Annotated in this window: 16 protein-coding genes; 10 read left to right on the top strand and 6 right to left on the bottom strand. The window is 32.0% G+C overall.

Annotation, left to right across the window (positions count from 1 at the left end; translation table 11 throughout):
• Window positions 1-135 precede the first annotated feature (135 nt).
• The 3 genes from argH to ACNQGB_RS07975 all read left to right on the top strand — a co-directional run bounded on the left by argH (window position 136) and on the right by ACNQGB_RS07975 (window position 3,715).
• Window positions 136-1,419 (top strand): argininosuccinate lyase, encoded by a 1,284-nt coding sequence (gene argH / locus ACNQGB_RS07985; RefSeq protein WP_417944186.1) that lies wholly within the window; start codon window positions 136-138, stop codon window positions 1,417-1,419.
• Between the two features lie 144 nt (window positions 1,420-1,563).
• Entirely contained in the window at window positions 1,564-2,568 is a 1,005-nt protein-coding gene (locus ACNQGB_RS07980) for a DUF2157 domain-containing protein (protein WP_472777096.1), read from the top strand.
• The gene (locus ACNQGB_RS07975; protein WP_417944188.1) at window positions 2,498-3,715 is read left to right on the top strand and encodes a hypothetical protein; all 1,218 of its coding nucleotides are present in this window, start codon (window positions 2,498-2,500) and stop codon (window positions 3,713-3,715) included. Before ACNQGB_RS07980 ends, ACNQGB_RS07975 begins: the two co-directional genes overlap by 71 nt.
• A gap of 306 nt (window positions 3,716-4,021) precedes the next feature.
• Here ACNQGB_RS07975 and ACNQGB_RS07970 read toward each other — a convergent pair whose 3' ends face one another.
• Both ACNQGB_RS07970 and ytxJ read right to left on the bottom strand, forming a co-directional pair.
• The gene (locus ACNQGB_RS07970; RefSeq protein WP_417944189.1) at window positions 4,022-4,699 is read right to left on the bottom strand and encodes a hypothetical protein; all 678 of its coding nucleotides are present in this window, start codon (window positions 4,697-4,699) and stop codon (window positions 4,022-4,024) included.
• A gap of 48 nt (window positions 4,700-4,747) precedes the next feature.
• Window positions 4,748-5,137: a bacillithiol system redox-active protein YtxJ gene (gene ytxJ, locus ACNQGB_RS07965; RefSeq protein ID WP_417944190.1), complete on the bottom strand. Its 390-nt coding sequence runs from the start codon at window positions 5,135-5,137 to the stop codon at window positions 4,748-4,750.
• Window positions 5,138-5,280: 143 nt separating this feature from the next.
• On the opposite strand from ytxJ, the gene clpB reads away from it, so the two are divergent.
• Window positions 5,281-7,884, top strand: coding sequence for an ATP-dependent chaperone ClpB (gene clpB / locus ACNQGB_RS07960; protein WP_417944191.1), 2,604 nt, complete (start codon window positions 5,281-5,283; stop codon window positions 7,882-7,884).
• 92 nt (window positions 7,885-7,976) lie between these two features.
• Here clpB and ACNQGB_RS07955 read toward each other — a convergent pair whose 3' ends face one another.
• Window positions 7,977-8,444, bottom strand: coding sequence for an OsmC family protein (locus ACNQGB_RS07955; RefSeq protein ID WP_417944192.1), 468 nt, complete (start codon window positions 8,442-8,444; stop codon window positions 7,977-7,979).
• A 201-nt stretch (window positions 8,445-8,645) separates the two neighbouring features.
• Between ACNQGB_RS07955 and ACNQGB_RS07950 the strand changes: the two genes are divergently transcribed.
• The 4 genes from ACNQGB_RS07950 to ACNQGB_RS07935 all read left to right on the top strand — a co-directional run bounded on the left by ACNQGB_RS07950 (window position 8,646) and on the right by ACNQGB_RS07935 (window position 15,684).
• Window positions 8,646-9,515 carry a DUF808 domain-containing protein gene (locus ACNQGB_RS07950; protein ID WP_417944193.1) on the top strand — a complete coding sequence of 290 codons (870 nt, stop codon included), beginning with the start codon at window positions 8,646-8,648 and terminating at the stop codon, window positions 9,513-9,515.
• Between the two features lie 331 nt (window positions 9,516-9,846).
• Window positions 9,847-12,909, top strand: coding sequence for a metallophosphoesterase (locus tag ACNQGB_RS07945; protein WP_417944194.1), 3,063 nt, complete (start codon window positions 9,847-9,849; stop codon window positions 12,907-12,909).
• A gap of 60 nt (window positions 12,910-12,969) precedes the next feature.
• A complete protein-coding gene (locus tag ACNQGB_RS07940) occupies window positions 12,970-14,043 on the top strand; it encodes a serine hydrolase domain-containing protein (protein ID WP_417944195.1) in 1,074 nt (357 codons plus the stop codon).
• Between the two features lie 390 nt (window positions 14,044-14,433).
• Entirely contained in the window at window positions 14,434-15,684 is a 1,251-nt protein-coding gene (locus ACNQGB_RS07935) for an amidohydrolase family protein (protein ID WP_472777095.1), read from the top strand.
• A 409-nt stretch (window positions 15,685-16,093) separates the two neighbouring features.
• Here ACNQGB_RS07935 and ACNQGB_RS07930 read toward each other — a convergent pair whose 3' ends face one another.
• Window positions 16,094-16,315, bottom strand: coding sequence for a hypothetical protein (locus ACNQGB_RS07930; protein ID WP_417944197.1), 222 nt, complete (start codon window positions 16,313-16,315; stop codon window positions 16,094-16,096).
• Between the two features lie 565 nt (window positions 16,316-16,880).
• Window positions 16,881-17,711, bottom strand: a complete 831-nt coding sequence (locus tag ACNQGB_RS07925; RefSeq protein WP_417944198.1) for a M57 family metalloprotease — start codon at window positions 17,709-17,711, stop codon at window positions 16,881-16,883.
• Between the two features lie 541 nt (window positions 17,712-18,252).
• On the opposite strand from ACNQGB_RS07925, the gene ACNQGB_RS07920 reads away from it, so the two are divergent.
• Window positions 18,253-20,958, top strand: a complete 2,706-nt coding sequence (locus tag ACNQGB_RS07920; protein WP_417944199.1) for a S8 family peptidase — start codon at window positions 18,253-18,255, stop codon at window positions 20,956-20,958.
• A 133-nt stretch (window positions 20,959-21,091) separates the two neighbouring features.
• Window positions 21,092-21,979, top strand: a complete 888-nt coding sequence (locus ACNQGB_RS07915; RefSeq protein ID WP_417944200.1) for a carbon-nitrogen hydrolase — start codon at window positions 21,092-21,094, stop codon at window positions 21,977-21,979.
• 78 nt (window positions 21,980-22,057) lie between these two features.
• On the opposite strand, the gene ACNQGB_RS07910 is transcribed toward ACNQGB_RS07915, so the two are convergent.
• On the bottom strand, window positions 22,058-23,584 hold the full coding sequence (locus ACNQGB_RS07910; RefSeq protein WP_417944201.1) for a choice-of-anchor I family protein: 1,527 nt from the start codon (window positions 23,582-23,584) through the stop codon (window positions 22,058-22,060).
• Between the last annotated feature and the right edge of the window lie 94 nt (window positions 23,585-23,678).

Here is a 23,678-nt window from a genome sequence, read left to right as displayed (position 1 = left end):
GCTATCCGTTACAATCTTTTATTTTTTTAAAGAAAAAAAATAAAAGGATTTTCACTGTTATCGGGGCTATGAAAACGATTCCTACAGATCATGCAAGTTTCAACCAGAAACTTTAAACCTGAAACAAAAAACAATATGAAACTTTGGGAAAAAGGAATACCAACAGATAAACAAATCGAACATTTCACTATAGGAAATGATAGGGAACTGGACTTGGTTCTCGCAAAATACGATGCTTTAGGTTCTATTGCACATGCAAAAATGTTGGGACAAATCGGGCTTATAACAGACTCCGAAACCGTTTCTTTAGTTTTGGCTTTGGAAGAAATAATAAAAGACGTTGAAAACGGTAATTTCGAAATCGAAGACAGTTTTGAAGACGTACATTCCAAAATTGAATATTTGCTAACAGAAAAATTAGGCGATGCCGGAAAAAAAATTCATACCGCGCGTTCCCGTAACGATCAAGTTTTAGTAGATGTTAATTTATACCTGAAAGATGTCGTTAAAGAACTAAAAGAACAAGTAAAAAGCCTTTTTGATTTGCTGATGGAATCGGCTGAGAAACATCAAAATGTGTTATTGCCTGGCTACACCCATTTACAAATTGCAATGCCATCTTCTTTCGGGATGTGGTTTTCTGCTTACGCCGAGACTTTAATTGATGATGTCACAATGCTGAATGCCGCTTTGAAAATAGTGGATCAAAATCCATTGGGCTCAGCCGCAGGCTACGGAAGCTCCTTCCCTATTAATAGAACTTTTACAACACAAGAACTGGGTTTTGAAACTTTAAAATTCAATTCGGTAGCCGCTCAAATGAGTCGTGGAAAATCAGAAAAAACAGTTGCTTTTGCCATGAGTAGTGTTGCCGATACCCTATCAAAATTCGCAATGGATGTTTGTTTATATATGAGTCAAAATTTTGATTTCATTACTTTACCGTCGCATCTTACAACAGGTTCCAGCATCATGCCGCACAAAAAAAACCCTGATGTTTTTGAGTTAATTCGAGGAAAATGCAATAAAATTCAAGCCTTACCTTATGAAATTACTTTAATTACTAACAACTTGCCGAGTGGTTATCACAGAGATTTACAATTATTAAAAGAAGGATTATTTCCAGCCATTCAAAACCTGAAAGCCTGCTTAGATATCGCGATTTTCTCCATAAAAGACATCAAAGTAAAAGACAATATTCTTTCCGATTCAAAATACAATTATTTATTTACGGTTGACACCTTAAACGAAATGGTAGTTGCCGGAATGCCGTTTAGAGATGCATACAAAGCCGTTGCAGAACAATTGGAAAACGGAACTTTTACTTCACCAAAAGAAACCAAACACACACATGAAGGCAGTATCAACAATCTATGTTTGGACAAGATTATAGAAAAAATGAGATTGGCCTATTACTAAATAACGATCACAACTGTTTTTATAAATCCATTCTGTAAAAAGAATGGATTTTTTAGTTTCAATAAAATTCAAAACTAATAAATTATACTCTTAATAAGAAGTTAACACTTTAAACCTATATTTGATTTTAAAATTCAAGAAAGTATGAGCATGAAAAAAATTGAAGAAGAGAAAACGAAAAGCCTTTTAGAAAAAAAATTAATAACCCCTGAACAATTCTATCAAGTCCAAGCCTATCGAAATTTAAATTTTTTTTCATTACATACTGAGCTAAAATTATTCATGTACGCATCTGTATTACTGTTTACCTCAGGTATCGGTATTTTAATTTATAAAAATATTGATAGCATTGGGCATGTCGCTATATTGGCTTTATTACTTTTGGTTACCGTTTTTTGTTTTTACTTCTGTTTTAAAAACGCCTCTGGGTTTAAAAAACAACAAACTCAATTTGAAAATCCTATTTTTGATTACCTGATTTTGGCAGCAGTATTATTAAGTTGCATTTTTGTTGGCTATCTGCAATTTCAATACGCTGTTTTTGGTACTCAATACGGACTCGCCACAATCTTCCCTACAGTAATAGCTTTCTTTTGTGCCTATTATTTTGATAATAAAAGTGTCTTATCAATAGCAATCACGGGTTTAGCAGCATACATTGGTTTATCCGTTTCTCCACAATCTTTACTTCAAAATGATTTTTATGAAAACAATACCCTGAGCTACTCGGCTATTTCATTAAGTATTTTATTGGTAATTTGGACGATATACAGTGCTAAAAACGACCTAAAGAAACATTTTAGCTTAGTATTTCTCACGTTTGCTTTGCACATTATAAGCATCGCTTGTATTAATAATTTATCAGATGGTTATTGGGGTATTTTTATAATACTAATGGCTGGATCCTGCTACTATTTTTACCGTACCAGTTACCTCATTAAATCGGTTTCTTTGTTTGTCTTTACCTTAATCTACGCTTATATCAGTATTAGTATAATGCTATTCAAATTTTTAGCATTAATCAACTTTGATAGCGAAGCAATGATCTTTTTCTTTTTCTTAATAACCTTTTACTTTATTGGTTCTATCATTTACTTTATTCGACTTATTAAACAATTCAATAAAAAAGCTAGTCACGATACAATATAAAAAAACCGAATTAGAGCAAGAGTTTCAGGTTGAAGAAGGACGTTCTTTAAAAAAAGCAGGATTTATCAATGCTAGTCAGTTTAATTTGATTGATAAAAATTTAACCGTTCTTAAAAGTCAGAAAAACATATTAATACGAATTGGATTTTTGCTATTAGGTAGCTTTTTGTACTCCTCCATTTGTGGCTTTCTTACACTAATTTGCCTAGATGCAATGAATGAAAATTATCAATTTCTAGTTTATAGTTTTGCTAGTATTGGTTTCATTGGTACAGAAGTTTTAACCAAACAAAAATATTACGGTTATGGCCTTGACGATGCTTTCCTACTGGGCGCACAATTGTGCTTAGCAATTGCAATAAGTATTTCAACAGACGGAAACGAACTTACTATCGCATTAATACTCTCACTAACCTCTTTGCTTAGTTATCTTAGATATGTACAGCTATCAATGGCGATCCTATTTTGTATGGCATTCTCTTGTTCATTGATTTTCATGATGTTTGAATTGGGAACTTTCGCAAAAACTATACTGCCTTTTGTAATGATGCTTTTTGCAATAGCCATCTATTTTGGTAGCAAAAAACTTTTAGAAAAATTAACACTACCATTTTATTCTAAAGGAATTGTTTTTACACAAGCTTTTGCACTGATTTTATTTTACGTATCAGGAAATTATATGGTGGTGCGAGAACTCTCAAGCGAATTAATGGGTGTAATTGTTACAGCCAATAACGACATTCCGTTTGCCTTTTTATTTTATGGATTTACGTTTATAGTTCCGTTAAGTTATTTGGTTTGCTCGTTATACAAAAAAGACCGCTTTATGCTTTGGATAGGGATCGCATCTATTTGTTTTTCTATATACACCATCCGTTTTTACTATTCCGTACTACCTATTGAAATTGCCCTAACCATTGGTGGTTTGGTATTATTTGCTTTTACTTTTTTTGCCATAAAAAAGATTAAAAACAATACCACTGGAGTTACTTTTCAGCCAGATCGTTTTTCACAAGGAAATCTATTTGGCACTGCCGAAATACTTTTGGCGTCACAATTGGGATTAAAACCCGAAACTACAGTGGAATCGCCTATGGAATTTGGTGATGGAGGTTTTAGTGGCGGAGGTTCTGGTGGTAGTTTTTAAGGTAAATGTATTCAACTTAAATCATATTTTTAAAATTAAAACCGAACCATTGAAACTCTCATCACTTTTTGCTGCATTATATTGCGAAAAAACAAGGTTTTAAAATTATAATAGTGATTTTCATAAGGTGAAATATTGATGATTAAAAGTCTTCTGGTAACACTATTTCTTGTGTTACAGCTTATCCTTTTACTTTTCCTGAATTCCAATAAACTTAAGTTTTAAAAAAAATAAAACCGAACATTCACAAATTAGATTTGAATCTTTACTTTGCGAATGTGCGGTTTTTACAATAAGGTGTTTAACCTAGAATTTAATAGTACCTGTTTTAAGATAAATCGCTGAATTTTTGATGGAGTTAGCAATCGCATTATTAAGTGCTTGTTCAAATGCAAAAAGAACTACGCCTGCGCTTCCTTTTGACACAAAATCTAATACTTTTTTTCGTGTCTTGACATCGTAAATCTGAAAATGAGAATTTACAATACAACTTTCACTTTGACCGCCTCCTCTCATTCCCATGCCACCGCCAGCCATTGGCATCATTACGCCAGGATTCCCTTGAATGCTGTTAGTGATTTCGTGGCGCAAAATTCTTATCAAATAATCAGCAGTTGAATTTGTAAACAAAGAATCTACTTTTTTTTGTTGCTCCTGATTGACTGCGAAACTATCATTAGAAAGAAATTCTAGTGATCGATCGTATTTAACGTTACCAAAAATATTCTCATTTTTCAATGTTATTGAAAATAGACTATCAAACTGCTGAATAAAATCTTCTTTTTGTTTATACTTTTTGCTAAATGTCTTAGTAAATTCGTTTACAATTACTTCATCACTACTTACTAGTAATGCTGTTTTATTGGTGCCAAAAAGAAATTCGGAACTATCATAGGGTTTTACTTCACTAATTCGAGTTGCTGTACAAGACACTAATAATTGGATACTTATTACTCCTGCTATTAACAAATTATTTATTTTCATTTATGCTATTTTTAGTATCGACTTTTTTTAAAATACAACAAAGATTGATTACAGTTTCGTCCCCAATTCCTCCGAGTCAATATCACTATGCGAAACGTTATAAATGGCTTTCCCTTCCTTGATCAAAATCAATTGTGGCGATTGATGCGTTACCCCAAATTGCTCTGCAATAGCATTAGAAATAGCTCTATATTCGATTAAATCTAAAAAATAAGGTGTAACTTTATCTGAGCTATCAAACTCATTTTCAAATTGTTTCAATGCCATTCTACTTACGCTACATCGGGTACTGTGTTTAAAAATAGCCACAGGTTTTTCATTCGACATAGCTATAATTTCATTCAGTTGCCCTAAATCGGTTAGTTCATTCCAATTGATTTTATTTTCATTTAAATCCTTTTCGTCTGAACTACTGAACATATTTTTAAAAAAACTCATAATTGTCTTGTTTTAAGACATTTTGACTTAAAAACATGATAAAAATCATGAAATTTCCGTCAATTTGTCTGTATTATTGTAATGGAATATAAATTGAAGATTAATTTGCAAAGTTAAGTAAATAACACAAACAATATAAAGCCATGAACATAAATAAATTCACCATAAAATCTCAGGAAGCCATTCAACTTTCGCAACAATTGGCACAAAGTTACGGCCAGCAACAAATAGAAAACGAACACATTTTTAAAGCGATTTTTGAGATTGATGAAAATGTAGCTCCTTTTATTTTAAAAAAACTGAACGTGAACGTCCCTCTTTTTCTTCAAATTTTGGACAGCACCATTCAGAGTTTCCCGAAAGTTTCTGGAGGCGAAATAATGCTTTCCAGAACTGCAAATACAACCCTTAATGAAGCTGAAATTGTTGCCAAAAAAATGAATGATGAGTACGTTTCAGTGGAGCATTTAATTTTGGCAATCTTTGATTCTAAAACCAAAGCAGCCCAAATATTAAAAGATCAAGGCGTAACCGGAAAAGGATTGAAAGCCGCTATTGAAGAATTGCGAAAAGGCGAAAGAGTAACTTCTGCATCTGCCGAAGAAACCTATAATTCCTTAAATAAATATGCCCGAAACCTCAATGAACTCGCTCGATCCGGAAAACTCGATCCTGTTATTGGTCGTGATGAAGAAATACGCAGAGTGTTACAAATTTTAACCCGAAGAACAAAAAATAACCCAATGCTAGTCGGAGAACCCGGCGTAGGTAAAACCGCTATTGCTGAAGGATTAGCTCACAGAATCGTAGATGGCGACGTTCCCGAAAACCTAAAAGACAAAATCGTGTATTCACTCGATATGGGCGCACTAATTGCCGGTGCCAAATACAAAGGAGAATTTGAGGAACGCTTAAAATCTGTGGTGAAAGAGGTCACTGCCGCCGAAGGTGATATTGTTTTATTCATTGACGAAATTCACACTCTTGTGGGTGCAGGAGGTGGCGAAGGCGCTATGGATGCGGCCAATATCTTGAAACCTGCCTTAGCACGCGGAGAACTCCGCGCTATTGGGGCAACAACATTAGACGAATATCAAAAATATTTTGAAAAAGATAAGGCTCTCGAAAGACGTTTCCAGAAAATAATGGTCGAAGAACCAGATACCGAAAGTGCCATTTCAATTTTGCGTGGTATCAAAGAAAAATACGAAACACATCATAAAGTCCAAATCAAGGACGATGCCATTATAGCGGCTGTCGAATTATCACAACGGTATATAACCAACCGTTTTCTTCCAGATAAAGCTATTGATTTAATGGACGAGGCAGCTTCAAAACTACGCATGGAAATCAATTCTAAACCCGAAGAACTGGATGTTTTAGATCGAAAAATCATGCAGTTGGAAATCGAAATCGAAGCCATTAAAAGAGAAAAAGACGAATCAAAACTAAAAATTTTAGGACTCGATTTAGCCAATCTAAAAGAGGATCGCAACGAGATTTATGCCAAATGGAAATCAGAGAAAGATGTAGTTGACAACATTCAAGCGGTAAAAACCGAAATCGAAGACCTTAAATACGAAGCTGAGCGTGCGGAACGTGATGGCGATTACGGAAAAGTAGCTGAAATTCGTTATGGAAAAATTAAGGAAGCCCAAGAAAAATTAGCAGTCTTCACAAAACAATTACAAGAAAATCAATCTGGAACATCTCTAATAAAGGAAGAAGTGACCCGCGAAGATATTGCGGAAGTCGTGGCAAAATGGACTGGAATTCCAGTCATGAAAATGCTACAAGGAGAAAGAGAAAAATTACTAAAACTAGAAGAGGAATTGCATCAAAGAGTCGTAGGACAGGAAGAAGCCATTCAAGCCGTGAGTGATGCTGTGCGCAGAAGCCGTGCCGGATTACAGGACATGAAAAAACCGGTGGGAACCTTTCTATTCCTTGGAACGACAGGAGTTGGTAAAACCGAATTAGCAAAAGCCTTAGCCGAATATTTATTTGACGATGAAAATGCGATGACCCGTATTGATATGAGCGAATACCAAGAACGCCACAGCGTAAGCCGTTTGGTGGGTGCGCCTCCGGGATATGTAGGTTATGATGAAGGCGGACAATTGACCGAAGCCGTTCGTAGAAAACCGTATTCAGTAATCCTTTTGGATGAAATTGAAAAAGCACATCCAGATACCTTCAATATCTTGCTTCAAGTTTTGGATGAAGGACGTTTGACAGATAACAAAGGACGTTTGGCCGATTTTAAAAACACGATTATCATCATGACTTCTAATATGGGAAGCCAGATTATTCAGGAGAAATTTGAAAATCTAAAAGGAAGTGTCGAAGCCGCAACCGAAGCTGCAAAAGTAGCAGTATTGGGATTATTGAAACAAACGGTGCGTCCGGAATTCATTAACCGTATTGACGAAATTGTAATGTTTACACCATTAACCAATGAAAATATTACCAAAATAGTTGGACTTCAGCTGAAAAGCGTTACAAAAATGCTAGCGCTTCAAGGCATCACTATGGACGCTACTCCAGAAGCTATCGCCTATTTAGCTGAGAAAGGATATGATCCGCAATTTGGGGCCAGACCAGTAAAACGGGTCATTCAAAGGGATATACTCAATGAACTGTCCAAAGAAATTCTATCTGGAAAAATAACAACCGACAGCATTGTTCTAATCGATGCGTTTGATGGAAAACTGGTTTTTAGAAATCAAACCGAGTTAGTTTCTTAAGAATCTAGAAAAATTTAAAATTATGAAAACATCAGTCGAAAGGCTGGTATTTTTTTATACCATCTTATTTTTTTAGGAGTAAACCAGTTGATTTAATTGCTATTTTTAATTTCACAAGTTGGAAAATGCAGAATTGGAAAATTACAAGAATTCGCTATAAAACAGAGTTGGTTTGCTTTTTTATGCAAGCTAAGTGCTTCTTCTATTTTCTCTTTATTAGTGATACAAACTTTAGGATTGAGATTTATGGTAATAAAACGGCCGCTTCCGTCTTCCAACACCTCCAGCGTTGCCTCAGCTTCGTCTGTATAGGAAATCACGTCTATCCCATTTTGGCCGCAGACATATAAGTACGACATCATGTGACAGGAAACCACACTGCTCAATAACAAGTCTTCAGGATTGTACAAATCCGGATCGCCTTTAAAAGCTTTAGCAGCCGAAACCTGTAAAACCGCTTTACCGTCAATCGCTATGGTATGACTCTTAGTATACATTACCGCTTCCTTTTTAGAAAAAAGCCAACCTAATTTGGCTTTAAATATATGTTTGAACCCCATCCTTTTTTTTATTTCAAAAGTAAATAAAAACGAGGCTACTACTACAGAAAGATTTTTTGGGCGAATATTAACTAAAAAAATCACCCATTTTATAAATAGAGTAAATAAAAAAAGTTTTAGCTTCGCAGGAATAAACAAAACACGCAGCTTAAATTTTGGTAAAGCACTACCAAAATCAATGCAGTTTCTAAAACAATCAAAATGGCATCAGGTTTTTTCGCACTATTAGATGATATCGCAGCAATTATGGATGATGTTGCAGTAATGAGTAAAGTTGCAGCCAAAAAAACGGCAGGTATTTTAGGCGATGATTTAGCCGTAAATGCTGAGAAAGCATCTGGATTTATCTCCTCCAGAGAACTTCCTGTTCTATGGGCCATTGCAAAAGGTTCCTTAATAAACAAAGTGATCATTTTACCCATCGCTTTTTTGTTGAGCGCCTTTTTACCTATAGCTGTAATTATAATCTTAGTCCTTGGCGGACTCTATTTGGCCTATGAAGGTGCCGAAAAAATATACGAATACTTTTTTCCGCACGAACATGCAAATCACAAAATTTCTTTGGAGCCGATGACCGAAGAACAAATTTTGGCATTCGAAAAAGAAAAAATAAAATCGGCTATTGTCACTGATTTTATCCTCTCAGTAGAAATCGTAATTATTGCCCTAGAAACTGTCATAGGCAAACCCATTTTATCACAAATAATGGTAGTAACTATCATTGCAATCATAGCTACAGTAGGCGTTTACGGTATCGTAGCCTTAATTGTTCGCATGGACGAAGCAGGTTTAAAGTTGATTAAAGTTAATAGCAATGAAGGCAGCTTTACCAATAAACTAGGAAATGTATTAGTGCAAGCGTTACCCAAAGTCATCAAAAGTTTATCTGTAATAGGAACAATTGCTTTACTATTAGTGGCAGGAGGAATATTTGTACACAATATTTATTTTTTACACGATTTATTACCACAAGTACCAGCTATCATCACAGAATTTGTAATTGGACTTGCAGTTGGTTTGCTAGTTTTAGGGATTGTAACCGCATTCAAAAAGATCATTGGCAAGAAGTAAGCAGCAATTCAATACATTTTAGTCGCGTACATAATTTATAAACAAGGAAAACATCAGTCAAGAGGCTGGTGTTTTTTTTATTTCTTTTTTTAGGAGCAGACGACTTTGTTTTTTCAAGACGAGTTGTCCCGCTGTCCGCAGTATCTTTTTATAAACGCAACCCTCTCGGGTTTCATTTATAAAAAGGATACTTACTCCCATCTGGGCTAAGTGATATTATTTTTTAATTAAAAGATGACAAAAAAGTGATAAACATCCTAAACAAAAAAAATATCATCAAATACTTACACCTTTATTTAGTATTTTTGAACTGTAACATAAAAAAAATATAATGAATATACTACATCTCACGGATTTACATTTCAATTCTGAATCGTACGAAAAGTTTACTCAACATGATATGATAAATAAATTATTATCATTTTTAACTAGTTTAGATAAAAAAATTGATTTAGTGATATTTTCCGGAGATTTGGTTTACAGTGGAACTAATTCTAAAGATTTTACAGATGCAAAAAATATTTTTTTAGATAAACTTTGTAAAGAATTAAAAATCAGTGAAAATGAAATAATCTTATGTGCTGGAAATCATGATATGGATAGAACCTACAAATCAGATAGCTTAGAAGAAAAATTTGAAAATAAAATAAAAAGCAGTGATAGTTTATTTGACTTCTTCAAAAATAAAGATTATGATTATCATACAGCAATAAAAACAACCGAGAATTACAATCTATTTATTAAAGATTATTATAAAAACAATAAAAACGTAAAAATTAATGATTTATATTCCATTCATAAAAAACAAATAAACGATAGTGAAATAGGAATTTTATCAATTAACTCTTCATGGAGATCAGTTGATGACTCATCAAATGGGAAGTTATTATTCCCTAAATTTTTATTAGAAGAAGCTTTGTTTGAATTAAAAAATATAAAGTGTAAATTTATTGTACTACACCATCCTATTCATTGGTTTAAAGATTTTAATCAAAGTGAGTTACAAAATTTAATTTTTAAATCTTGCAATATAATGTTCTCAGGACATATCCATGAATCTGAAATAACTACACATTACAAACAAAATAATGGGATTTTTGCTCATGTTTCACCCGCATCGTTAACTTGGGAAAAAGATTTTATTGGTTTCTCAATAATTGAATATGATGAAAAAAATGAATCAAATGCAAATGTATATAAATACCATTTTATAAAAGAAAATGATAATTTTAATTTTATAGAAGAAGTTAGCGTAAGGATTCCTTGCGGTGAAGAAAAAAATGAACAAAATCGAATTAGAGAAAAAATCAATTCTAAAATTAATTTAGAACTCTTAAATTCAAAAGATTTACTTCTCACAAATAATTATGATGAAGAAAATGATTATGCATTTTTAGACTTATTCAATAATCCAAAAATTAGTTCAAGACCTAAACAAGATATAAGTGAAAATTTAAATGTGGAAAGCGATAAATTTGAATTTGAAATTTTATTAAAGAACCAAAATAATTATTTTATTTACGGTCAAGATAAGTCCGGAAAATCCTCAATACTTAAGTACATCCAATTATATCATTTAAAAAACTATATCAAAAATGGTAATATTCCATATTATATTGATTTTAAAAATGAGAATTCTAATTCATTAATTGATGATATAAAAAAATACTATGAACTGAGCAGACAAAAAACTAAAGAATTAATTAAAAGTCATAATTTTAGATTACTTATTGATAATTTTGATCCAAATAATCCATTTACAAAAACAATTGACGCCTTTTTAACGGAATATCCAAATGTTAATTTTGTACTCACTAGTGATTACTTAACATCAAGATTATATGATGATTATCAATTTGATGCTCGAGAATATAAAAAAATATATCTTCATGATATCTCTAGGAATGATGTTAGATTATATATTGAAAAAAATGAGGTATCTATAAAAAAAACTCAAGACGACATTTTAAATAAAATAATTAGCTTTTGTAAACAGCTTGAGCTGCCTCTAAATTATTGGACCGTTTCTTTATTATTGATGATACATAAAAAATCGCAAATTGATTTATCAAAAAACATTTACAATTTATTAGATTTATGTGTTGACGAAATATTACAAAAGAAAATTAATGTTTTAACGTCTAGTAAAGTTTCATTTGGGCAGTTAAAAAGTATTTGTGCGCATTTGGCGAAATTTTTATTAGAAGACAATAATACAAACCAATACACTAAAACATATGTCGAGGTATTATCAGAACTTGATAATTATTTTAAAACAAATAATCGTGTCAAAGCTCAATCAAGAGAAATACTTGAATACTTAATTAATTCCGGAGTTTTAAAAATGAAAGAAAATGAAAGAATTACTTTCAGATTAAATGGAATTTTTGAATTCTTTATTGCTCAATCTATGTCCGAAGATATTACTTTTAGAGACGAACTTCTAGAGGACCAGGTTTATCTTTCTTTTAAAAATGAATTTGAAATTTATGGAGGGATTAGAAATAATGATTCTGAATTTCTTTCCAAAATATTTGAAAAAACTAAAAATTATTTTTCAAATATCAATAATGCTTATAAAGAAATTGGGACTTCAGAATTAATATTGATTTCAAAAGTTTCTGATAAAAATGATGTAAATCTCAATAATATTGCAAAAGCTCTAAAACCGGTCGTTTCATTAGAAAATAATCAAAAAGATTTAATTTATGATGAATATGACCCCATAAACAATATTAAAAGTGATGTGTCTTTAAAAAGAGTTTTCAATGTTGCAAAACTTGATTCTGAAGTATATGAAAGATATATTGCTATACTGGCAAGAGTATTTAAAACTATGGATGGTGTAAATGATTCAGAATTACTTTCAAAAATTATTGATCTATTACTTGAGACATACATTAATTTTGGCTTCTTCATTCATGAAGAATTTGAATGTGAATTATCAAAAATAGAGAATGCAGAAAATAAAAATATTTTAGAAATAATTACAAAATTCTTGCCTTTTATAACGCAAGTAACTATGTCTGATAATGTTTCACAACATAATATTGAAAATCTAATAATTAAAAAGATTGATTCACTCAAAGTAGATTCTAAAAATAATCAGTACAAATTATTCATTCTTTATCTAACTCTAATGGATATTGATGAGCAAAATATATTTAAATATACAGACGATTTAATTAATGATATTGAAGTTAGTGTTTTAAAATATTCAACTATTTTAAAATTAAACTTTTATTTTACTTTTAAATGCGCAAATAATAAAAAGCTTGGTGATTTTTTAAAAGAAAAAATAAAAAATGCTCAAATGAAACTTGATAACAAAACTGACAGGGACAAATTACAACATTCGCTTGATAGCAGAAGGAAAGGAAATTATCTTAAGTAATCCTAGCTCTCCTGCGACTCCCGACTTCAGACTATTTAAAACCAACTATATAAAAAAAATATGAAAAAAACAATGCTACTCCTTGCCTATTTTACGGTTTGCAATTTAACTTATTCTCAAGCTGACAAAGTTGATGTTGCAATAAAAGACTTGATGCAAAAAAATAGAATTGTTGGTTTGCAATTAGCCGTAATTAAAGATAATGTGATTGTTAAAACCAGTAATTACGGCTTAGCATCAGTCGAAGATTCAATTGAGGTTGATAGCCAGACTGTTTTTAGCATTAATTCCATTACTAAGGCATTTACAGGAGTTGCGGTTATGCAATTAGTAGAAAATGGCACATTAAATCTTGACAAACCTATTTCAAAATATTTGGATAAGCTTCCTAAAACTTGGCAAAATATTACCGTAAAACAAATAGTAACTCATCAATCAGGACTTCCTGAAATTTGGGATTCCCAAGGAAATATGTTGTCTGAAAATAGTGAAACTTTATTCCAAAAAATAAAAGAATTGCCTCTTATTTTTAAACCTGGAAAAGAATATAGAGACAGTCAGGCGAATTACCTTATACTTGGAATGCTTATTGAAAAAATAAGCGGACAGTCATTTGAAAAATTCATTACAGAAAACCAGTATAAAAAAGCGGGAATGAAGAACTCCATCAAAGCTGGGATAGGCGATTTTTACAACATAATTAAGCACTCCGCAAAGCCCTATTCTTATTTTAGAAATAATATTCTAACCAATGTGTATCAACCAATGCCTTCAAATTTATTTCCTGCAGGTGGAATCTATTCAACGGCAACTGAAATGGCGCAATGGATAATTGCATTGCAAAATCATAAATTAATTAATGCTGAAAATCTTAAAACGCTTTGTACTCCAATTCGATTAGAAAATGGAGAACTATATCAAGAAGACGGTTTTCTAAACCAAAGTTCGATTGGTTTTTATTCTTCTTCAAGATTCAAAAACCCTGTAATTGCTTCTCTCGGTGGTAATAGAAATGCTTTATACATTTATCCAAAAGATAATGTTTCAGTAGTGATTTTGACAAATTTAGTCGGTTCTCGTCCAGAAAATGTCATCGAAGAAATAGCAAATTTATACCTAACAGCGGATAAATAATACATACCGCATTTAGCACCGCAAGTAAATACCAACAACAGTATAAAGCTATTAATTTTTTTGAGGAGCAAATGCGGGAACCGCAGTATCTTTATATACGCAACCCTCTCGAGTTTCATTTATAAAAAGGATACTTGCGCCCATCTGCGCTATGTGACAACGATTTTTATCCAGAATAAAGTTTTCGAATAAAGTGCTTTGCTAAAGTTTAGATTCTGTTACTTTTCATATAGGATAAAAAAGAGGCTTACTTATTTGTAAGAAAGTTTTAATATATTTGAAAAGAAATAAACCAAAGCATACCTTGCCGATCAAGTCATTTTTGTGTGGATAAACACAGGTTTATCTAGTCTATATACAAGTTGATGGCAAGTGTAAAAAAAATATCATATGAAAAACAAATTATTGATTTTAATAAATTTATTCGCAATAGTTCAATTATTTGGACAAAGAACTGTTGTTAAAAACGTAAATATTATTCCCATAAATCAAAATACAATCTTAAAGAACAAAAGTGTTTTAATTGAGAATGGAAAAATTATTGAGATTAATGATTTTAAAAAATTGACACTTGATAAAACAGAAAAAATAATAAACGCAAAAAATAAATACTTAATGCCTGGGCTTGCAGATATGCACGTTCACTTACACGAAAAGAAATCTTTAGATACTCTATTATTATTAAATATTTCAGCAGGTGTTACTCAAATAAGAGTTATGAATTCTGATGTAAATCAAGCAGAATTGAAAGAAAATATGCATCAAAAAATCAAACCTACAATACATTATAGTTATATTTTCAGCAAACAAAATTCCACAAATCAGATTGACAGCATATTTAATGATGTAAAGAAAAACAATTTAGATTTTATAAAATTATTTTCTGTTAAGGATGAAAATACATTTGATGAATTAATGGTGCGTGCAAATCAAGAAAAGAAAATCGTTTGCGGACACTATCCATCCAGCGTTTCAATGAGCAAAGTTTTAAAATCAGGTTTTAAAAGTATTGAACACTTATCTGCTTATCCAAATGATGAAAACATTAACAACTTAGATGAAAATATAAAATTAACTAAAGAAAACAACGTTTATAATTGCCCAACATTTGATTATTTTGTTACTGTTTTTAATTATCAATATCCATATGATTACAAAACTAGATTAACTTATCAAAAAGCACCAAAATCCTATATAGACAAATGGGAAAAAGATTTGAAAGCAAAAATTGAAAAAGTCGGAGAACAAAAGTTTTTAGAATATGGTGAAAATTACAAGGCAAAATTTGAAAAACAAAAATTAATTTTTACAAAATTGTATAAAAACGAATGTCTATTACTTGTTGGAAGTGATCCATCAGGTTTGTTTCAAATAAGTGGCTTTTCAATGCACGACGAAATGTTATTTTGGTCAAAGTTAGGAATTGATAATTATACTATTTTAAAGTCAGCAACCTTAATTCCTGCTCAATTCTTCGACGAACAAAATGAATGGGGAAGTGTCGAAGTTGACAAAGTTGCAGATTTAATAATTTTAAATAAAAATCCACTTGAGGATATTAGAAATCTATCAACAATAGAAACTATTATCAAACAAGGAAATGTATATAACCAAAAAGAACTATTAAATACATTAAAATAACACCCCGAGGTCCGCAGTATCTTTTTATAAAGCAACTCTCTCTCGAGTTTCATTTTTAAAAAGCGTATTTGCTCCCATCTGGGCTATTTGACAACGATTTTTTTCAGAATAAAGTTTTCGAATAAAGTGCTTTATTAGAGTGTAGAATCTGTAACTTTTCATATTTGATAAAAAGACGATTACTTATTTGTAAGAAAATTTTAATACATTTGAGAAAAAAATAAAGCAAAAGAAACATTGCCAATTTACCCATATTCAGGTAGATATAAGAATATTTATTTCTTCTATATACAATTTGGCGGTCAGTTTGGAGGACAAAAACGGAAACGATAAAAAAACAAAAATATATGCAAGACCAATTTCAACTTTTAGAAGTAGAACTAATAAGTTTCACTATTGAAAAAGAATCTTAAGAAAAAGAATTTGAATTAACAAGTCTTGTTGACCATCTTCCAATAATATCTGCTGGACATTCAATTAACCAAAACTTTATTGCATTTACTATTAACGTAAAAATCTGTAAAAATGGTAAAGTTTGTTCAATAACAACTTTTTCAAGATTTGTAGTATTCTTTGAAGATAAAAATTTTAATATGCTTGAAAATATTAAGGATGAAAATATTGCTGACATATCAACGAATTTAGGAGTTATTTCAAATGCTCATTTAATGGGTATATTTAGAACTAAATCGTCTGAAACCGATTTTGACGAGTATATCATTCCAGTAAGGTCTCATACAGAAATGAAATCTATTTTTGTTGGTTATGATTATTGATTTATCATCATTATTAAAACTAAAAGAAACTGAAGGTGCAAATTCCTTAGTCTCATTATAAGTGTGTATCGTATTTGCTAGTAACGTCTTAATTCCAAAAAGCAGTCCTAATAATACATACCAGGAGAACAGAAGAGTATTTTTTTTAATGAAAACAAACCGTGTAATTTTCTTATAAAGAAAATATAATTAATCAACTAAAACAATTAAAACACTAATAATTTAAAAAATAATAGAATACAAAAAATGTTTTAAATTACTCAAAACGAAACTTTCAATTATATACATTCCCAATTATACAGCCAAAACTGTTTATCAAACAAAAAATAGCTTTAAAAAAGAACTTATTTAAAAAAAGGCTGTTTCTCAATAGAGAAACAACCTTTTAAATTATTACAAAGTGTTCGCTTTTAACTATTGTTAGTATAAATAATTTAAAGCAGTAACATCGTTAGTATTGAAAGCACCCGTGTCACTTGCGCTAAAGCAAGCTCTCATGTATGATGTAGCATCATAACCTGTTGGAGTACCAGGAATATGAATCGCTCCAACTCCAGCAGTTCCCTCGTTGCTATTTTGTCCACAGCTTTGACGGCTGAACCAATCAGTGTGACGCATACCAATACAATGTCCAATTTCGTGAGCAGCTACATGCGAGTTTACTCCAACAGAATATGTGTCCATACCTGAATACAAAGTTACCGTATTGTATGGATTCCCTCCTGATGGGAATCCTGCAACTCCGCCTGCTCCACCAACTTCTCTGCGCACAACAATATTAGCACCTGTAGTACTTGAACTAAATGTCAAAGAGAATTTTAATGTCAAATTCAAATTATTGTAGCGATTAATTGCTGCTTGCAAACCTGAACGCATGTTCGCACTAAGAGCAGATGCACCAGTACCTGATAAACCAACAACTTTAATAGTTCTTGGTCCTGAAACGAGATTTGTAGTACGGTACTGCTCCGTAGTAATGCCACCATGCAAATTCATGCCATTAATTTGTTCTTTGGTCATGATTATATCCCCCTCAATTAAGAAAGCATCTTCTAAAATTCCATTTGCATTAGTATGTTTAATCGCTTTCACATCTTTGGTATTGAATGAAAGCGCACCAAGTTTAGTTAATATATCTGGTGTTACTTTTGTTGCTTCCGCTTGTACAGCAGTAGTTTCATCATCTTTTGTACAAGATACAAAAGCTAAAACTGCACAAGACAACATTAAAATTGTTTTAATTTTTTTCATAGTTTGGTTAATTTTAAGAAAAGTTAAATAGTTATTTTTGGAGCACTTTGTAAAATCAAAAGCCGAATTTAAGCAATAAAATTTGTACGAAAATAATATTTTTATAAAATAAACAATTTTAACAAAAAAAGTTACAAATTAAACAAATAAGTAGAAAAACAATTAATAAGTAGCAAATTATAATTTAAACCCAATTATCAATACAGCAATTTTATTGTTAAATAAAAATAATATCTATTAAAATTAAATAATAAAATAACAAACATTTATTTTTCACTAATAAAATGAAAAGTACAATTAGAAATTATTTTTTATATTTGTATAATATAAAAAATTTATATTTCGTTAAAAAGCAAGTGCTTTGACAGTTAATTTATATTTTTTAACATAATTTTTGTAAGTTGTTAAAATATAATAAGACCTAATCCAATACTGCTAAATTCATGTTAAATTCCAAATTCTCACAAATAAATCGTCAGAAAATAAATTAAAGCGATACATTTTAGTCTCAAAAAAAACAGCGATTAATATACTTTATCACATGAATTTCAAAATCATCTTAGCACTACTCTTAATTCCTCTGATTACATTTTCTCAAAAAATAGATCAGTGGAAACATTTAATCGTTTCAACAGACCAAAATAAAGCTTCAAGCTTCTTTTTAACCACTGTTCCTAATGCAGTGGCCGTTAAACAACAAATAGTAAAACAATTAGACGCACAATTTTGTATCATATCAGTTTCGGAAGAATCATCAGCAAAATTTACTAAACAAATTTATCCAGTCAACGATAATTGGAAACTACCACAACAAACTTTAAAAAAAAATAAAAAAATCAATTTCAATCTCTCAACTTCCAACACCAATTTACTACAAGCCACATTAAACAAGTTGCAAATAGCGCATAAGATTGTTGGTGATATCATTGTATTACATACTGATTTAAATAAACTACAGGAGCATATTTTACCATTACCCTTCGTATTATCAATCACAACAGAATCCTTCATTCCGACTCTTGAATCTAAAATTAGAGATCAAAATTTAACCGTAAATCAAATAAACGGACTATTCGAAAAATTTCCGCTCATCGAAGGCGCTAATCAAATTATTTCTATTAAAGATGATTTCTTTGATACTACCGATATTGATCTCCTCGGTAAATATATTTTCTCCAATACAGAGTCAGCAAAAGTAGGCTCCCATGCTACTGCTATGGCAACTATTTCGGCAGGATTAGGCAACAGCTCTGTATTAGGCAAAGGTGTTGCACCAAAAGCAAAAATTCAATCCTCTAACTTTAATTCACTTTTTCCTGATCCAATAAACTCCCTGCAAGGTGTAACCGTTCAAAATCATTCATACGGAACAACTATTGAAAATTTTTATGGCCTCCTAGCTAACGCTTACGACAAAAATTTATTTGAAAACACTACGATAAATCATGTATTTTCGGCGGGAAATAAAGGGATTGAGGGCTACAAAACCATTACAGGCAACTTCAAAAACTCTAAAAACAGCATTGTTGTTGGTTGCATAGATACTAATGAACAAATAATGCCTTTTTCGTCAAAAGGACCTGCTAATGACGGGCGAATAAAACCCGAAATAGTAGCCTATAGTACAGAAGGTACATCAAATAGCGCAGCTATTATTACTGGCGTTATCGCATTGATGAACGAACTGCATACTTCAAAAAACAAACAGCAGCTTCGAAATGATACTGCCAAAGCCATTTTAATTAATAGTGCTAAAGATTTAGGTAATAAAGGTCCTGATTACACCTACGGTTTCGGGAACATTAATGCAACAAAATGCTTGAATACGATTAATGACAATCGAATTATTTTGGGTAAAATCGGATCCATGCAAACTAACACCCATCAAATAGAATTGCCTACTTCAGCAAAGAATCTAAAAATATCATTAGTTTGGACTGATCTCGAGGCGCCTACGAATAGTACCTTTTGTTTGGTAAACGACCTCGATTTAACTTTAAATTCATCTACTGAAACCGTTTTGCCTTGGGTACTTAATGCCACAAATCCAGATGCACCTGCCACGAAAGCAACAGACCATCTTAATACCATTGAACAAATTGAGCTAACAAATCCTCAAGATCAAGCTTATACTTTAACAGTAAAAAGTCAGCTTTTGCAAAATGATTTTCAGAACTACAGTATTGTTTATGATTATGAATTAGCCGATACTTTTGAATGGCTTTATCCAAAACGAAATGATAATTTTCCATTTGACGGAAAAAATCCTTCTCCATTTAAGTGGGAAACCAACCAAACAAATACAGATGGTACACTGTCTATTAGCTTCGACGATGGATTATCATGGACACAGATTCAAAATAATATCGACATACAAAATCAACGCTATTTGTACTTACCAGCTCAACCCCTTTTTGCGCAAGCTAAACTAAAAATGAAGATTAATGAACGAGAATACATTAGCGATTCCTTTATTTTTTCGTACGACTTAAACGTTATCACAACTTTGGTTTGCAATGAAATTACCGAAATTACTTGGTCTACTCCACCAACTGTAACCGCTTTCAATATTTATACATTGCGCAACAACAGCTTACAATTTAAAGAACAAATAACAACCAATACCTACACGTTTACAGATGCCACAAATTATACGGTAACACCTGTTTTTAAAGGAATTGAAGGTGTCAAAAGTGAATCAACGGTAGTCACAACACCAAATACAGATTGTTATTTTGAATCAACTCTAGCTGAAATCGACTCAGAGAACCAAATTAAAATTAGTGCTAGTCTTTTTAGTCTTTTTCAAATAAAAAAAATAGAAATACTAAAAACAAAAAACAATCAAGAAGCTTCAATAAATACCATCTTTAACATCAATTCAAAAACAATTACCGCAACAGATGGCAAGCCCACAGTAGGAATTAATCGCTATTTTATAAAGCTAACTTTAAGTGATGGAACCGTATTCGACTCTTCTTTATTCGAGACTAATTATTACTTCGAACAGTTATTTTTGGTTACTCCAACCTTGGTCCAAAAAGACAACAAACTTTTAATTGAAGCTAAATCTGAAGGCGCTAGCGAATTACAACTTTTTAATAGCAGCGGGCAGTTAATGCAAACCAATACAATTAGTTCAAAATCCTCAGAAATCACGCTTATTAATTTTACTTCTGGCGTATATATTTATAAGCTTAGTACCGCTAAAGGCGAGACTCAAACCGGAAAAATAATTAAAATATAGTGGTAACGTGCTAATATAATTACCTAAAAAAGGACTGCAATGAAAAAGCGAGCCTTCAGAAAAACAAATTCGCTAATACCCTATTTTCTACTCTTTATAAAATTCCCTATTTTTGCAGTCTAAAATTTTAGTCATGCCAAATAAAAAGTACAAAATAGCGGTCATTCAATTGAATCTTAATGATATTGCCGAAAACAACTTGAAAAAATGCATCAGTTGGGTTCGCGATGCCGCCAAACTTGGTGCCGAAGTGATTTCGTTACCGGAATTATACAGCAGTCATTATTTTTGTCAGAGTGAAGATGTAGATAATTTTGCTTTAGCAGAGCCATTGTACAGCACTTCGTTTATTGCTTTTAGCGCATTGGCAAAAGAATTAGGTGTAGTTATTATTGTTCCTTTTTTCGAAAAAAGAATGGCAGGAATTTACCACAATAGCGCGTACATAATCGATACCGATGGTTCAGAAGCGGGATTGTACCGCAAAATGCACATTCCGGATGATCCTCATTTTTATGAAAAATTCTATTTTACACCTGGTGATTTAGGTTTTAAAACAATTCCAACCAAAAAAGGAAAAATAGGAACCTTAATTTGTTGGGATCAATGGTATCCAGAAGCGGCTCGTTTGACTGCTTTGCAAGGTGCTGAAGTCTTGTTTTACCCAACAGCAATTGGATGGCATCCACAAGAAAAAGAGCAATATGGCGAAAACCAGCATGGCGCTTGGATGAGTGTGATGAAAGGTCATGCCGTTGCAAATGGCGTTTATGTTGCAGCAGCAAATAGAATTGGTTTAGAACAATATTTACCTGACACAGCGGGAATTCAGTTTTGGGGATCTTCGTTTATAGCGGGACCACAAGGTGAAATTTTGGCGCAAGCCTCACACGATCAAGAAGAAATCTTAATTGCCGAAGTAGATTTAGACCTACAAGAAAATGTGCGTCAGAACTGGCCTTTCTTTAGAGACAGAAGAATAGACGCTTTTGGAGATATTACAAAAAGAGCGATTGACTAATTTGTCTTTCGATACTAAAAAATCCCTGCTAAGAAATCTTTCTAAGCAGGGATTTATATTTAATGTAAACTTCAAAATCTAATTCAAATCCGGTTGGAATATATTAACAACACCATCGCCTTCGCTACTTACCACGACTAAACTTCTTTTGGTTGGACTTTTTGAAGCTGGAATAAAAAGTAAGCCCTCAGGCGCATCACCCGTTTTAAAAGTCTGTAAAAATTTTGGCGTAGCAGGATTCGAAACATCATACACCATAACCGCATCAGCTCTTTCTAAACCGACGAAAAGAATCGTCTTGTCGCCCATTTTAGTTACCACAACTGATTCTGGCTCTACAGATTTATCATCACTTCTAGCATCATCATATATACCCAATTCTTGTGCTTTCTTGTCTAATTCATTTTTACTGTCGAATACAATTTCCCCAGTGTTTCCATTCCAAATGGAGAAAGAACGGGCTCCAAAAGCAACCAATTCATCAAAATCACCATCCCCGTCCGTATCACCCATTTTAGTATTGATATTCAATCTACCCGTACTTGCCTCAACTTTTAAAGCTACAGCATTAGGGAATACTATTGGATCAAGCACAACTGTAGAATTACTGATTCTTTTTACATCAACAAAACCAGTATATTCTCTGGCATCACCTTCGTTTGCAGTTACAAAATAAGAAACTTTATTAATTTCAAAATTAGTAATCGCATCAGGTTGAAACATTCCCTTCAATTTCCAAGTATTCGCAAAAACACCACCATCTCTATCGCTTACATCAATAGCATTTTCGGCAAGATTATAATCTTTATAACCCAATGGAAAAATATTTGTGATTGTTTTAGTAGGCAAATCAATTTTAGCAACACCATTATTTTCTTGTAAAGTTACCCAAGCCGTTTTTGAATCTGCAGATATCGTAATGTATTCCGGTTCAATATCAGAAGCAAAATTATTAGTTGGACTTGCAATTCTGAATCCTTTCGTTTTCAACGTACTTAATTGCTTGCTAAAACTTTCGAAACTTAAAGTCGTTACTGCATAATTAGCATTAACGGCAATAATAGATACAGAACCGTCCGGATCTATTGAATATGTATCATTTGGTTCTCCTTCATTAGCAGTCATGATGAAATTTCCGTCTGGAGAAAAAGTAATCATATCCGGCAAAGCACCAACCGTAATTTCTTTGATGACACTGTAATTAGCCGTATCAAAAACAACTACTTTTCCGGCATCTTGCTTATTTGGTTTTGCTTCTAATGCCACTGCTAATTTGCCATTATAAGTCGCCACACTATTTGAAGCTCCATTGAACGGAGTTAAATCGATACTTGTTACAAATACTGGACTGGACGGGTTCGATAAATCGATAACATCAATCCTATTCGTATTACTGTTATTTACAGTAAATAACTTTTTAGAAACTTCATCATACGCACTTATTTCCGCCGCTCCGGCGCCACCGATTGTAATGGAACCAATTTCTTTGAAAGTGGCAGCGTTTTCATTAACAACCAACTCTGGAGATTCCTCTTTATTAGAGTCATTTTCGCAACTTGACAAAATCATAATTGCAGCTAATAGTGTAATACTATATTTTTTCATAAGTATATTTTTTTTTTCAAAAATAACTAGCCGAAGCGCAACAAAAATTAACTCAATATTATATAATCATTACCAAAACTATTCTTATAAATTT

Source organism: Flavobacterium frigidum (assembly GCF_048286795.2).
This window is presented reverse-complemented; position numbering and strand designations above follow the sequence as displayed.